This is a genomic window from Streptomyces spinosus, assembly GCF_020400655.1.
In the GTDB taxonomy this organism is placed as follows: domain Bacteria; phylum Actinomycetota; class Actinomycetes; order Streptomycetales; family Streptomycetaceae; genus Streptomyces; species Streptomyces argyrophylli.
The window spans coordinates 107,936-121,652 of record NZ_JAINRC010000008.1 but is presented as its reverse complement, the minus strand read 5'-3'; the positions used below and the strand labels follow the sequence as shown (position 1 = coordinate 121,652).

Sequence of the window (13,717 nt, the reverse complement as noted above, 5' to 3'; positions counted from 1 at the left end):
ACGGTGACTCCGTGCGCCCCCTGTGCACCGGTACCGTGGGTTAGGTCACGCTTACCAGGCGTCCCGCTCGGGCATGCAGGCCAACAGAGTGGCACCCCCGACTTCCGATGACTGCCGAGGACACGATTGCCATGCCTCGTCCGACCGCCGCACAGCTCGCCTACGGTTCCTGCACCGTGATCTTCTCGACGCTCGCCATGCTGCTGCTGTCCCAGACGAGTTCGGGTGTCGGGGTCGCCGTCATCGCCCTCGCGGCACTCGCGCTGGGCCTGCTGGTCGCCCTGACGGTCCCCGCCCCCGGGGTGCGCGCGGAGCGGGCGTCCGCCGAGCCCGTCGCGGAGGAGGAACGCGTGCCCACGACGCTGTGACGGCTCCCGGCAGGCGGCTCAACCGGTGCTGACCACCACCGTCTTGGCCGCCTTGTCGTGCAGGCCCTGTTTGTACGGCTTGTCGAAGAAGCTCCAGCCTCCCGAGATGGCCGTCCAGACGCAGGCGCAGCAGAAGGCGAACGGCACCCACAGCACCAGGGAGCGGATCAGCATGGTCTGCACGGAGGGGGTGGCGCCGTTGTCCAGGTTGGCCACCCGCAGGCCGAGCCACTTCTTGCCGAGGGTCTGCCCCGACCTGGCCATCATGAAGGTGTCGTACGCGATGTAGAGCACGGCCGCGATGACGGACTGGGCGAGGGACCTGCCGACCTCCGCGCGCTCGCTGTCGATGGTGTACGCGCTCACCCCGAACGCCCAGGTGAGCAGCAGCACGACGATGCCGACCAGGATCATGTCGATGATGCGCGCGAGGGTCCGCTTGCCGCTGTCGGCCAGTGGGGGCATGCCGGCCAGCGGGTCGGCCGGGTAGCCGCCGGGACCGTAGGGGCCGCCGCCCGGACCGCCGCCGTAAGGACCGCCCGGACCACCGCCGTAGGGGCCGCCGCCGTAAGGACCGCCCGCGCCGCCGCCGGGCGGAGGGGGCTGGGCGCCGCCGTACGGGGCGCCGTACGGCGAGCCGGAGCCCTGGTCCGAGGGGGGCCGCTTCCTGAAGGGGTCGTCCTCGGGGGGCTGCTCTCCGGAGCCGGGGGGCGGTTCACTGCTCATGGCCCGAGTGGAACCCGAAGATCGCCGCCGCGCATCCGGCAGACGGCCGGACGGAGTACGCGCGCTCAGCCGGCCACGAAGGTGTGGGCCGCCTTGTCGTGCCAGCACTGGTGCCAGGGCCGGTCGAACAGGCACCACAGCACGCCCACGATGCCGACGGCCAGCAGGCCCGGCACGCTGAAGACCAGCCAGCGGCGTAGTGCCGCGCCGAACGCCGGGGGCTCGTGCCCCTCGATGTCGCGGACCTCGAGCCCGCACAGCTTCTTGCCGAGGGTGCGGCCCCACCTGGCCGTGGGGAGCACCTCGTACAGGACACCGGCGAGGAGCAGTACGGCGAGGACGATGCCGAGGCTGGTACCGGTCGTGCCGTCCACCAGCCAGACCGTGACCTCGTGGCCGGAGAGCCGGGCCGCGTCGATCTTCCGCTGGACGTGGTCCACGGCCCGGACGCCGAGCGGGACCGCGGCGGCGGCCGTCACGGCACCGATGACGACCAGGTCGATCAGGCGTGCGGCGAACCGCTTGCCGAGTCCGGCGGGGCGGGCGGCGGCCTGCCGGCGCGCGGCGGCCTGGAAGAGGTCCTCCACCGGCGGCTTCCACGGCGCCACGGGCTGGTCGTCCCCGCCCCCGGCCAGCCGGTGCACCTGCTGCGCCCAGGAGGTCTGCCCGCCACCGGGTCCGCTGGTCAGCGGGGTGGCGGGGGCACCGGCCTGACCCGGACCCGCCTGATGCGGCACCGACGGCGCCGCGGGGGCCGGGGCGGGCGGGGGGACGGCCGGGGAGGGCTGGGGCGCGGCGGCCGGCTGCGGGATCGACGGCGCCTGCGGGCCCTGGGCCGCCGGGGGTGTCTGTGCGGCGGCGGCGCGGGCCGCGGCGGCCTTTCCGGCGCCGAAGCCGGAGTGCGCGGGCGCGCCGGCCGGGCCCTGCGCGCCGGAGCCGGCCGGGCCGCTGTCGGTGCCGGACGGGCCCGGCGGGGCGGGCGGGACCGGGCGGAAGGTCATCGTGCCGTCGTCGGTGCGGTCGGCTGCCGCCGGGCCGGGAATCGGGCGGCGGAAGATGAAGGTGCCGGGGTCGTGGGGGTCGTCCCGCGCGGGCGGAATGGCCGCGGTGCCGTCGGTCCGGGCGGTGGCACGGCCGTCGGAGGACTCGGCCGGCAGCCGCGGGTCGACGCCCCGGGGTTCACCGGGCCGGCCCCACTGCGCGCCCGGCGCGCCCTGCGCACCCTGGACGGGCCGACCGCCCTGCCGGTCCGGCGCGCCGCCCGGCTGCTCCCCGTCCGGCGGGTCCTCGTCGAAGAAGTGAGGGCCCGTCTCCTCCACGGAAGGGGGCGCCGGGCGGGCGCCGGGGGGCGGGGTGAGCGGCTCACCGTTCTCCGGCGCCGGGCGGCTCGTGCCGGGCACCCAGGAGGCGCCGTTCCAGTACCGGACGTAGCCGGGGATGGACGGGTCCGGGTAGTAGCCCTCGCGGGGCCGGTCGTCGCCTGGGGCCGGGGTTGGGGCGCTCATGTCCGTCGTCCCGTATCTGCTCGTGGGATGGGGGCCTCCACATCTATCAGACCCGGGCATCCGCCACCGCCAGTCCCGCCGGACCCACCCCTTTGTGGGCAACGCCGTACGAGGCTTCCCGGGGGCCGCCGGAAAGAATTTCCCCCGACCCGCGTAATGCTCCGGCCCCTGCCCCCTCTCCCCCGGTACGGGCCCGTCCTGGCGGCCCCGACACGAAAGGAGACGCCGGTCATGCAGCACACCGTGGTGGAGCGCGAACTGGAGCTGAGGCTCGTCCTGTCGCCGGAGCGGAGCGTCCCGGTGCCGGCCCGGCTCGGCTACCGCTCCGACGACCCCTACGCCGTCCACATCGCCTTCCACATCGACTCCGCGCACCCCGTCGACTGGACGTTCGCCCGTGACCTGCTGGTGGAGGGGGTGTTCAGGCCGTGCGGGCACGGGGACGTGCGGGTGTGGCCGACGAAGGCGGACGGGCGCAGTGTCGTGCTGCTGGCGCTGAGTTCACCGGACGGCGAGGCGCTGCTTCAGGCGCCGGCCCCACAGGTGTCGGCCTGGCTGGAGCGGACGCTCCTGGCGGTGCCGCCGGGCGCGGAGGGCGGGCGGCTGGGCATCGACGACGCGCTCGACCACCTGCTCGCCCGGTGAACGGCGCCGGGAGGTCAGAAGAGCTTGCCCGGGTTGAGGATGCCCAGCGGGTCGAAGACCTGCTTCACCGCCCGCTGCATCTCCACCCCGACCGGGCCGATCTCCCGGGCCAGCCACTCCTTCTTCAGCACGCCGACGCCGTGTTCGCCGGTGATGGTGCCGCCCAGCTCCAGGCCGAGGGCCATGATCTCGTCGAAGGACTCGCGGGCCCGGCGCGACTCCTCGGGGTCGCGGGCGTCGAAGCAGACGGTGGGGTGCGTGTTGCCGTCGCCGGCGTGGGCGCAGACCCCGATCGTGAGGCCGTACGCGGCGGCGATGCGCTCCACGCCCTCCAGCATGGCGCCGAGCCGTGAGCGGGGCACGCACACGTCGTCGATCATCGTCGTGCCCTTCACCGCCTCCAGCGCGGTCAGCGAGAGCCGCCGGGCCTGCAACAGCATCTCGGACTCGGCGGCGTCCTCGGCCGGGACGACCTGTGTGGCGCCGGCCGCCTCGCACACGGCGGCGACGGCGGCCAGGTCGGCGGCCGGGTCCGGGGTGTCGAACGCGGCCAGCAGCAGCGCCTCGGTGGTCTCGGGCAGCCCCATGTGGGCGAGGTCGTTGACCGCCTTGACCGTCGTACGGTCCATCAGTTCGAGGAGGGACGGCACGTGTCCGCCCTCCATGATCCGGCAGACGGCGTCGCAGGCGTCCGCCGCGGAGGCGAACTCGGCGGCGAGCACGAGCTGCCGGGGCGGCTTGGGCCTCAGCGCGAGGACCGCCCGGACGACGATGCCGAGGGAGCCCTCGGAGCCGACGAAGAGCCGGGTCAGGTCGTAGCCCGCGACGCCCTTCGCGGTGCGCCGGCCGGTGGACAGCAGACGGCCGTCGGCGAGGACGACGTCGAGGCCGAGGACGTACTCGGCGGTCACGCCGTACTTGACGCAGCACAGGCCGCCGGAGGCCGTGCCGATGTTGCCGCCGATGGTGCACATCTCCCAGCTGGAGGGGTCCGGCGGGTAATACAGGCCGTGTTCCTCGACCGCGCGGGACAGGGTCGCGTTGACCACGCCCGGTTCGACCACGGCGATCCGGTCGACGGGGCTGATCTCCAGGATGCGGTCCATCCGGGTGAGGGACAGCACGACACAGCCCTCGGTGGCGTTGGCGCCGCCGGACAGGCCGGTGCGGGCGCCCTGCGGGACGACGGGGACGCGCAGTTCGGTGGCCGTGCGCAGGACGTGCTGGACCTGCTCGACGGTGCGCGGCAGGACGACGACGGCGGGGCTGCCCGCCGGGCAGAAGCTCGCCATGTCGTGGGCGTAGGAGGCCGTGACGTCGGGGTCGGTGAGGACGGCCTCGGGCGGCAGGCCGGCCAGGAGCCGGTCGGTGAGGTTACCGGTGTGCTCGTCGCGGGGTGCTTCGATACGGCTCATGATCACAGCGTGTCACTCGCGGCCATCGGTGTGAACCCCGCCCGTGCCGCTCCGGGGCCACACCGGTGTGCTCGTCGTATTGACGCACAGTGAACGCCATGGACAACCGACAGTGGGTGGGTACGTCCCCGGTCCCGGCACCGCCGGCACCGCGCCGGCGGGCGCTGCGGCGGGCGCTGGTCGCCTCGCTGGCGGGCGGTGTCCTGGCGGGCACGGTCCTGATGCTGCTGCCGCACGAACGGCGGCACGGGCCGGCCGCGCCGCCCGCCGCCGGTCCGCAGGCGCGGTCACGGGCGCAGGCGGCGCTGACGACGGTCACCTACGGGGTGCCGGCCGCGCTGCCCGGGCTGACGGCGCTCATCGGGCGGCAGGAGCGGCTGGTGCGGGCGCAGCCGGGGGACGCCCGGGCGTGGGCGGTGCTGGGGTCGGCGTACGTGGAGCGGGGGCGGCGGGCCGGGGACGCGGCGGACTATCCGAAGGCCGAGCGGGCGCTGCGGTCCTCGCTGGAGGTGCGGGGCGGCCGGAACACCGAGGCGCTGGACGGCCTGGCCGCGCTGGCGCTGGCCCGCCGGGACTTCCCGGCGGCGAAGGACTACGGCGAGCAGGCGCTGAAGGCGGCGCCGAAGCGGTGGCAGGCGTATCCGCCGCTGATCGACGCGTACACCGGGCTCGGCGACTACGAGAAGGCCCGCTCCAGCCTCGACAAGCTGCTGGCGCTGCGCACCGACGCGGCGGCACGGCCGGCCGTGATGGCCCGGGCCTCGGCGGTGTACCGGGACCGGGGCTGGCGCGAGGACGCGGTGGCCCAGCTGACCGACGCGGCGGCGGCCGCCCGCACCCCGGCGGAGCAGGCCGCGTGGCTGACCGGGCTGGGACAGCTGGCGTGGGAGCGCGGGGACCTCGCGGACGCGCTGCGGCACTTCGAGGCCGCGCTGCGGCTCGATCCCGACCAGCGGGCGGCATCGGTCGGGCGGGCGCGGACCCTGGCGGCGCTGGGGCGCACGCCGCAGGCGCTGGCCGCGTACCGGGCCGCCGTCGCCAGGCAGCCGGACCCGGCGGACCTGCTGGAGCTGGGCGAGCTGTACGAGTCGCTGGGGCAGCCGGGAGTCGCCGAGGAGCAGTACACGCGGATGAAGGCGGCGGTGCGGCGGGCCGTGTCCGGCGGGGTGGACGAGGATCTGCTGATCGGGCGGTACGAGGCGGACCACGGGGACCCGCGCGACGGTGTGGAGCGGTTGCGGGAGGAGTGGCGGCGGCAGCCGGGGATCGAGGTGGCCGACGCGCTGGGCTGGGCGCTGCACCGGGCCGGCGAGGACGAGGAGGCGCTGGCCTACGCGACCACCGCGACGGACAAGGCGAAGGGCGGCGGGGTGCGCAGCGCGCTGTACGCGTTCCACCGGGGCGTGATCGAGGCGGAGCTGGAGCGGTACGGCCCCGCGCGGCGGCACCTGGAGGAGGCGCTGCGCATCAACCCGTACTTCTCGCCGCTGAAGGCGCCGATGGCACGGGAGGCACTGCGGGAGCTGGGCGACGTACCCGACGAGCCGCCGCCCAGCGAGTAGGGCCCGCCGTTACAGGTTGCCCCGCTTCTCCTGCTCACGTTCGATCGCTTCGAACAGTGCCTTGAAGTTGCCCTTGCCGAAGCCCATGGAGCCGTGCCGCTCGATGAGCTCGAAGAACACGGTCGGACGGTCCTGGACCGGCTTGGTGAAGATCTGCAGCAGGTAGCCGTCCTCGTCGCGGTCGGCCAGGATCTTCAGTTCGCGCAGGGTCTCGACCGGCACCCGGGTGTCGCCGACCCACTCGCCGAGGGTGTCGTAGTAGGAGTCGGGGGTGTCGAGGAACTCCACGCCGGCCGCCCGCATGGTGCGCACGGTCTGCACGATGTCGTTGGTGTTGAGCGCGATGTGCTGGACGCCCGCGCCGCCGTAGAACTCCAGGTACTCGTCGATCTGGGACTTCTTCTTGGCGATGGCGGGCTCGTTGATCGGGAACTTGACCTTGAGGGTGCCGTCCGCGACCACCTTCGACATCAGCGCGCTGTACTCGGTGGCGATGTCGTCGCCCACGAACTCCTTCATGTTCGTGAAGCCCATGACCTTGTTGTAGAAGGCCACCCACTCGTTCATCCGGCCGAGTTCGACGTTGCCGACGCAGTGGTCGACGGCCTGGAAGACGCGCTGGGCGGGCGGCTCGACGATCGGCTGGGCGGCGGTGTAGCCGGGCAGGTAGGGGCCGTCGTAGCCGGTGCGCTCGACCAGGGTGTGCCGGGTCTCGCCGTAGGTGGCGATGGCGGCGAGGACGACCGTGCCGTGCTCGTCCTTCAGCTCGTACGGCTCGACGACGCTCCTCGCGCCCTGCTCGACGGCGTACGCGTACGCGGCGCGCGCGTCCGGGACCTCGATGGCCAGGTCGACGACGCCGTCGCCGTGCGCGGCCACGTGCTCGGCGAGGAAGCGGCCCCAGGCGCTGCTCGGCTTGATCACGGAGGTGAACACGAAGCGGGCGGAGCCGCTCTCCAGCACGTAACTGGCGGTCTCACGGCTGCCGTTCTCCGGTCCGGAGTAGGCGACCAGCCGCATGCCGAAGGCGGTGGAGTAGTAGTGCGCCGCCTGCTTGGCGTTGCCCACGGCGAAGACGACCGCGTCCATTCCCTTGACCGGGAAGGGATCGTCCTGCCGGGCGGCCGTACCGGGAGTGAGGTCTGTGGTCTGCGTCATAGCCGAAGGGTGGCTCCGCTCTGCAAGGTGCGCAATAGTTCGCACAATCGCTGGGCAGCCTGACCAGTGGTACGGCCGTCTCGGCGGTCTTTCTGTACAGGATGACCATCTCTGGGGGTCCCGTGGCGATCGATCATCTGGACGGCCGCATCATCGTGCTGCTGGCCCGGGAGCCGCGCATCGGGGTGCTGGAGATGTCCCGGCGGCTGGGCGTGGCGCGCGGGACCGTGCAGGCGCGGCTGGACCGCCTCCAGTCGAACGGGGTCATCCGGGGTTTCGGACCCCAGGTGGATCCGGCGGCCCTCGGCTACCCGGTCACCGCGTTCGCCACCCTGCAGATCCGGCAGGGCCAGGGCGCCGACGTGCGGGCGTACCTGGCGACCGTGCCGGAGGTGCTGGAGCTGCTGACCACCACCGGCAGCGGGGACATGCTGTGCCGGCTGGTGGCCCGCTCTAACGCCGATCTCCAGCGGGTGATCGACCGGGTCGTCGGCTTCGACGGCATCGTCCGGGCCTCCACGGCGATCGTCATGGAGAACCCCGTTCCGCTGCGGATCATCCCGCTGGTGGAGCAGGCGGCCGGCGTCGAACGGTCGTAGGCGGTCCCGCACCCGTGGATCAGCAGCTGGGGACCCGGCCCTTGCCCTTCTCCAGCGCCACCAGGGAGTCCACCGCGCCCCCCAGCGTGGTCACCGGGACCAGTCGCAGCCCCTTCGGCAGCTCCGCCCTGGCGTCGGCGCACTCCGCCTTCGGCACCAGGAAGACGGTGGCCCCGTCGCGTCGCGCGGCCTGGGTCTTCAGGGCCACCCCGCCGACCGCGCCGACCCTGCCGGCCGCGTCGATCGTGCCCGTGCCGGCGATGACGCGGCCCCCCGTGAGGTCGCCGCCGCTGCCGTCGCCGTCCAGCTTGTCGACGATCCCCAGGGAGAACAGCAGCCCCGCGCTGGGGCCGCCCACGTCGGCGAGCTTCAGCGTGACCTTGACCTGGCCGGCGCGCAGACCGAGGTACTTCAGTGCCGCCTGGGTCGCCGCGTCCTGGGACTGCCGCATCTGGGCCTCGTTGTGCCGCTCGATCTCCTTGACGGTGTCGCCGCTCGGGTAGACCGAGTCGCGCGGCAGCACCGCGCGGTCGGTGCGGAACCAGCTGTCGACCACGTCGCCGAGCCCGACCCGGGCGTCCGGGCCGGTCGCCTCGATCGTGGTCATCCGCAGCTGCCCGCTGGTCCTGCGGGTCTCCGCCCCGGACACCGTGATCACCGGGGTGCCCTGGTTCCGCCCGAGCACGTTCGCCGTCATGCCGGGCTGCGCCACCGAGAACGGCAGCGGCGCGAACGCGGCCGTGGCGAACAGGGCCACGACGGGCAGCGCGCAGACGGCGAGGGCCTGGGGGCGTGTGAGACGTGAGAGCACGAGCTCAATCTAACGCGACGACCAGGTACGCCTTCCGCCGCGTACGGGTCTCCTCCGGGCCGGGCGCGGGTTCCGGCGGGCCCGGCGGGAGCCGGCCCCGTCCGCGTGGGGCCCCGTGCGTACAAGCGCCCACCCGCGGGGGGGTCGGTCACGAAAGCTACCGGCCCCGCCGTGCCACGGGCCCGTCCCTCCGGGGCGCCCGCCGGCCTCCGCGTCGCGTGCGGAGCCGTCAGCGCGTGGGGCCGTTCAGGCTCGGTAGAGGTCCCGGCGGGCTCGCGTGAAGCGGCGCAGGGCGTCCGGGAGGGGGGTGACGCCGATGCCGGGGCCGTCCGGGACGGGCAGGTGGCCGTCCGCGTCCAGGACGAACGGCTCGGTGATGTCCTCCGCGAAGTAGCGGCTGGACGCCGAGGTGTCACCGGGCAGGGTGAAGCCGGGCAGCGCGGCCAGGGCGAGGTTGGGCGCGCGGCCGATGCCGGTCTCGAGCATGCCGCCGCACCACGCCGGGACCCCGTGCGCGTGGGCCACGTCGTGGACCCGGCGGGCCTCCAGGTAGCCGCCGACCCGGGCGGGCTTGACGTTGACCACCCGGCAGGCGTCCAGGGCGATGGCGGACGCGGTGTCCCGGGCGTGGTGCAGGGACTCGTCGAGGCAGACCGGGGTGCGCAGCCGCTGCTGGAGCCGCGCGTGGGCGTACAGGTTGTCCTCCTCCAGCGGCTCCTCGATGAGCAGCAGCCCGAACGCGTCGAGCCGCCGCAGGTGCTCGGCGTCGGCGAGCGTGTAGGCGGTGTTGGCGTCGACCTGGAGGGGGAGGTCGTCGCCGAAGCGCTCGCGGACCGCCCGCACCGGCTCCACGTCCCAGCCGGGCTCGATCTTCAGCTTGATGCGGACGTACCCCTCGGCGAGGTAGCGCTCGACGTCGTCCAGCAGTTCGGGCACCGAGTCCTTGATCCCGACGGAGACCCCGGCGGGCACCCGGTCGCGCACCGCGCCCAGGTAGGTGGCGAGCGGCATGCCGTGACCGCGCAGCTCGGCGTCGAGGACGGCCGTCTCCAGGGCCGCCTTCGCCAGCTCGTGGCCCTTGGTCCTCGCCAGGGCGGGGGCCAGCGCGGCCGTGGTGAGCCGCGGGAGCGCGGCCGCGCGGGGCAGCAGGAAGTCGCGCAGCACGATCTCGGCGCCGGCGACGAACTCCGAGCAGTACAGCGGCTCGGGGTCGGCGGCGAACTCCGACCAGCCCTCGGCCGTGTCGGTGACCACGCGCAGCAGGAAGGTGTCCTTCGCCGTCATGGTCCCGAAGGAGGTACGGAACGGGGTGACCAGCGGGATCGCCACATGGACGATCTCCACGCGCTCCAGCTTCACGCGGCCTCCCGGGTCCCGGTCAGCGTGTACCAGCCGTCGCGGGACATCCCGGTGGCCCGGAACCCCTCCACGAAGGCCTCCAGGAACACCTCGCGCACGGCGTGCCGCCAGCGCAGCGCCAGGGCGGGGTCGGCCGCGCGCAGCGTGACGACGTCCCGCGGGACCCGGCACCAGACGTGCCGTCCGGCGCGCCGGACGAGCGGCCCGCCGTCGGGGGCGGTGCGCAGGACGGGTCCGTGCGGCTCGGTGTCGTACGGCGTTTCCCGCGCCGTCAGGTCCCAGGTGACCGTCAGCCGGTCGCTCTCGTCGCCGTCGTTCACGCCGTCGGACATGGGGCCGTAGAAGTCGACGAGGTACTCGGTGCCGACGGCACCGAGCTTGACCAGGTTGAAGCGGGCGTTGCGCCCGACCAGCGGATCGAAGGTCCAGCGCATGGTGCGGGCGCCGGTGGCGAGCGCCCAGTCACGCTGGGCCAGCTTCAGGCGGTGCCCGAGACCGCGCTCGGCGGCGGCCACCAGCGAGTAGGTGCTCCGGTCCGGGCCGGGCACGGCGACGGACGCCCCGGCGAGCCGCGGCCCGTCGTGGGCGGCGTGCACGGCGCCGCCGGCGTGCACCAGGCTGTGCAGGACCTCGGCCGGGTAGGGCGGGGCGGTGCGGGGCGTCCGCCACACGTCGCTGAAGTGGGCGGCGACGGCCGCGAGCCCGGCGACGTCGTGGACGGTGCGGATGGTGGCTCCTGCGGTCATGGGACGAGTCTCGAGGGCACCGGCGGCGCACGGGTTGTACGGGCGGCCAAGACGTGCGTACGTTCGTTGCACCATCCGCCAACCGGCAAGCTGAGGACGCCATGGACGCCTGCACCCTCGGCGACCTCCTGGACGTCGTCGGCACCGCCGCGCTGCGGCTGCACACCGCCCCCGCGGGTCTGACCGCACCGGTCACCGAGACGGTGCTGTACGACGGCCGGACCCCGCTGCCGCGGCTGCCCGGCGGGCTGCTGCTGGCGGTCGGGGTGCCGGCGGCGGACGCGGGGCCGCTGCTGCGGGCGGCGGCTCGGGCCGGGCTGACCGGTGTGGTGGTGCGCGGCGCGGACGGGCCGGTCGGCGCGGCGCGGGAGCACGGCGTGGCCCTGCTGTCGGTCGCCGAGGACGCGGCCTGGCACCGGGTCCACCTGCTGCTGGCGTCGGCCGTCGCCGCCCGGCCCGCCGCCCTCGCCGCCGACGCGGGGGCCGGCGACAGCGGGCTCGGCGATCTGTTCGCGCTGGCCGACGCCATCGCCACGGCGACCGGCGGGGCCACCGCCATCGAGGACCCGCGCCAGCGGATCCTCGCCTACTCCACGGTCCCCGGCCAGCCCGTGGACGAGGACCGCCGGCAGGGCATCCTCGGCCGGCAGGTGCCGGCCAGCGCCGAGAACACCGAGCAGTACCGGCGGCTGTTCGCCGCCGACCGGCCGGTGCGGCTGCCCGCGCTGACCGGTGCCGGCCTGCCCCGGCTGGCGATGCCGGTACGGGCCGGCGGGGAGACCCTCGGCTCGGTGTGGGTGGTCGACGGAGGCTCGCTCGCCCCGGACGCCGAGGACACCCTCGCCCAGGGCGCGTCCACCGCCGCACTGCTCCTGCTGCGCGCCCGGGCGGCCCGGGAGCTGGCCCTGCACCGGGGCGGTGACCTGCTGCGCCGGCTGCTGGACGGCACGGCGGACGACCCGGCGACGGCCGCCGCCCGCCTCGGCGTCGACGGCCCGGCCCGGGTGGCGGCCTTCGTCCTGGACTCGGCCGCGAGCGTCCCGGACGCCGAACGCACCGCGCTGCGCCTGCTGGACGTCGTGCGCCTGCAGTGCGAGGCCCGCTACGGCCGGCACGCGTGCGTGCTGCTGGACGGGGTGGTGTACGCGGTGCTGCCCGGGCCGGGCGAACGGCACCGGGGGCTCGCCGAGGACATCGTGGCGCGGGCCGGTCGGGCGCTGCGGGTGCCGGTGCGGGCGGCGCTCGGCGAGCTGGTGCCGGACGCGGACGGGCTGACGGACTCGCGGGCGGACGCCGACCTGGTGCTGCGGGTGCTGGACGCGGACCTGCCGGTGGCCGTGGTGGACGAGGTCCGGGCCCGGGTGACGCTGCTGCGGCTGGCCGAAGTGATGGAGGAGCGCCGCGAGTTGAGCGCGGGCGCGTGGCGGCGGGTGCTGGCCTACGACGCCGGGCACGGCACCGCGTACGCGCGCACGCTCGTCTGCTGGTTCGACGCGGGCTGCGACATGGCCGGCGCGGCCAGGCTGCTGGCCGTGCACCCCAACACCTGCCGCTACCGCCTCAGACAGCTCCAGCAGCACGCCGGGATCGACCTGGACGACCCCGACGAACGACTGGTGCTGTGGCTCCAGTTGCGCACGCTGGCCGGGCTCAGCGCAGCCACGCCCTGAGCCGGGCCTCGCAGCGCTCCAGGTGCGCCACGGGGACGTACTCCCCCGCCGTGTGCGCGAGCGAGGGGTCGCCGGGGCCGTAGTTGAGCGCGGGCACCCCGAGCGCGGCGAACCGGGCGACGTCGGTCCACCCCAGCTTGGCCCGGGGCTCGGCCCCGAGGGCGGCCACCAGCGGACCCACCCGGTCCAGGTGCGGCAGCGCCCCGCCGACGGCCTCGGTGACCCGCACCTCGTACTCCGGGAAGAGCCCCCGCACGTACGCCTCCGCCTCCTCGGGCGAACGGCTCGGAGCGAAACGGTAGTTGACGGTCACGACGCACTCGTCGGGCACCACGTTCCCGGCGACCCCGGCGCGTACGGCGACCGCGCTGAGCCCCTCCCGGTACTCCAGCCCGTCGATCACGACCCGCTGCGGGACGTGGGCGTCGAGCCGCTGGAGCACCTGCCCGGCCTTGTGCGCGGCGTTGGTGCCCTGCCAGGCGCGTGCGGTGTGCGCGCGGACGCCCTCGACCACGATGTCCGCGGTCAGGATGCCCTGGCAGCCGGCCTCGACACCGGCGTCGGAGGGTTCCATGAGGATCGCGAGGCCGGCCTCCTCCAGCAGCCCCGGCCGGGCGGCGGCGATCCGGCCGAGCCCGTTGCGCTCCCCTTCGACCTCCTCGCACTCGTAGAAGACGTAGGTGAGGTCGCGGGCGGGCTCCGGCACGGTGGCCGCGAGCCGCAGCGCCACGGCCACCCCGCCCTTCATGTCGCAGGCGCCGAGCCCGTGGACCCGCCCGCCGACGAGCCGGGAGGGCAGGTTCCCGGCGGCCGGCACGGTGTCCAGGTGCCCCGCGACCAGGGCGCGTTCACCGCGTCCGAGGCCGGTACGGGCGACGACGGAGTTGCCCACCCGGTCCACGGTGAGGTGCGGCAGGCCGCGCAGGGCCTGTTCGACGGCGTCCGCGATCCGCTCCTCCTCCCCGCTCTCGGAGGGCAGGTCGACCAGGGCGCGGGTGAGGGTGACGACGTCGGCGGCGGGGTCGAGCGCGGTCATGCGGGGCGTTCCTGGGTGCGGGCGAGCCCGGAGTGCCGGGTGCCGTGGACGCCGAGCCCGATCGCCGTACGTCCTGTGCGCCGGCCTGGTGCGGCGACCGTCCCCACTGTGTCCACC

Annotated in this window: 13 protein-coding genes; 5 read left to right on the top strand and 8 right to left on the bottom strand. The window is 74.8% G+C overall.

Features of this window, described 5'->3' with window-relative positions; all coding sequences use genetic code 11:
- Window positions 1–131 precede the first annotated feature (131 nt).
- Window positions 132–368, top strand: coding sequence for a hypothetical protein (locus tag LG395_RS16745; protein WP_171155794.1), 237 nt, complete (start codon window positions 132–134; stop codon window positions 366–368).
- An 18-nt stretch (window positions 369–386) separates the two neighbouring features.
- On the opposite strand, the gene LG395_RS16740 is transcribed toward LG395_RS16745, so the two are convergent.
- Together LG395_RS16740 and LG395_RS16735 are read right to left on the bottom strand one after the other, a co-directional pair.
- Complete coding sequence (locus LG395_RS16740) at window positions 387–1,094, bottom strand: RDD family protein (RefSeq protein ID WP_171155792.1); 708 nt, start codon at window positions 1,092–1,094, stop codon at window positions 387–389.
- A 65-nt stretch (window positions 1,095–1,159) separates the two neighbouring features.
- Entirely contained in the window at window positions 1,160–2,599 is a 1,440-nt protein-coding gene (locus LG395_RS16735; protein ID WP_225810294.1) for an RDD family protein, read from the bottom strand.
- 231 nt (window positions 2,600–2,830) lie between these two features.
- Between LG395_RS16735 and LG395_RS16730 the strand changes: the two genes are divergently transcribed.
- The gene (locus LG395_RS16730) at window positions 2,831–3,244 is read left to right on the top strand and encodes an SsgA family sporulation/cell division regulator (protein WP_225810293.1); all 414 of its coding nucleotides are present in this window, start codon (window positions 2,831–2,833) and stop codon (window positions 3,242–3,244) included.
- A 14-nt stretch (window positions 3,245–3,258) separates the two neighbouring features.
- Here the strand turns inward: LG395_RS16730 and LG395_RS16725 are convergent, their stop codons facing one another.
- Entirely contained in the window at window positions 3,259–4,665 is a 1,407-nt protein-coding gene (locus LG395_RS16725; protein ID WP_171155788.1) for an FAD-binding oxidoreductase, read from the bottom strand.
- Between the two features lie 92 nt (window positions 4,666–4,757).
- On the opposite strand from LG395_RS16725, the gene LG395_RS16720 reads away from it, so the two are divergent.
- Window positions 4,758–6,221: a tetratricopeptide repeat protein gene (locus tag LG395_RS16720; RefSeq protein WP_225810292.1), complete on the top strand. Its 1,464-nt coding sequence runs from the start codon at window positions 4,758–4,760 to the stop codon at window positions 6,219–6,221.
- A 9-nt stretch (window positions 6,222–6,230) separates the two neighbouring features.
- Here the strand turns inward: LG395_RS16720 and hppD are convergent, their stop codons facing one another.
- A complete protein-coding gene (hppD, locus tag LG395_RS16715; RefSeq protein WP_171155786.1) occupies window positions 6,231–7,379 on the bottom strand; it encodes a 4-hydroxyphenylpyruvate dioxygenase in 1,149 nt (382 codons plus the stop codon).
- 122 nt (window positions 7,380–7,501) lie between these two features.
- Between hppD and LG395_RS16710 the strand changes: the two genes are divergently transcribed.
- The gene (locus LG395_RS16710; protein WP_171155785.1) at window positions 7,502–7,978 is read left to right on the top strand and encodes an Lrp/AsnC family transcriptional regulator; all 477 of its coding nucleotides are present in this window, start codon (window positions 7,502–7,504) and stop codon (window positions 7,976–7,978) included.
- 19 nt (window positions 7,979–7,997) lie between these two features.
- Here the strand turns inward: LG395_RS16710 and LG395_RS16705 are convergent, their stop codons facing one another.
- The 3 genes from LG395_RS16705 to LG395_RS16695 all read right to left on the bottom strand — a co-directional run bounded on the left by LG395_RS16705 (window position 7,998) and on the right by LG395_RS16695 (window position 10,894).
- Window positions 7,998–8,789 carry a S16 family serine protease gene (locus tag LG395_RS16705; RefSeq protein WP_225810291.1) on the bottom strand — a complete coding sequence of 264 codons (792 nt, stop codon included), beginning with the start codon at window positions 8,787–8,789 and terminating at the stop codon, window positions 7,998–8,000.
- Between the two features lie 246 nt (window positions 8,790–9,035).
- On the bottom strand, window positions 9,036–10,148 hold the full coding sequence (gene menC / locus LG395_RS16700) for an o-succinylbenzoate synthase (protein WP_225810290.1): 1,113 nt from the start codon (window positions 10,146–10,148) through the stop codon (window positions 9,036–9,038).
- Window positions 10,145–10,894 (bottom strand): chorismate synthase, encoded by a 750-nt coding sequence (locus LG395_RS16695; RefSeq protein WP_171155781.1) that lies wholly within the window; start codon window positions 10,892–10,894, stop codon window positions 10,145–10,147. Before LG395_RS16695 ends, menC begins: the two co-directional genes overlap by 4 nt.
- A 101-nt stretch (window positions 10,895–10,995) precedes the next feature.
- On the opposite strand from LG395_RS16695, the gene LG395_RS16690 reads away from it, so the two are divergent.
- Window positions 10,996–12,564, top strand: coding sequence for a PucR family transcriptional regulator (locus LG395_RS16690; protein WP_225810289.1), 1,569 nt, complete (start codon window positions 10,996–10,998; stop codon window positions 12,562–12,564).
- Here the strand turns inward: LG395_RS16690 and dapE are convergent.
- Window positions 12,545–13,600, bottom strand: a complete 1,056-nt coding sequence (gene dapE, locus LG395_RS16685) for a succinyl-diaminopimelate desuccinylase (protein ID WP_225810288.1) — start codon at window positions 13,598–13,600, stop codon at window positions 12,545–12,547. The two genes, LG395_RS16690 and dapE, sit on opposite strands and share 20 nt — an antisense overlap.
- Between the last annotated feature and the right edge of the window lie 117 nt (window positions 13,601–13,717).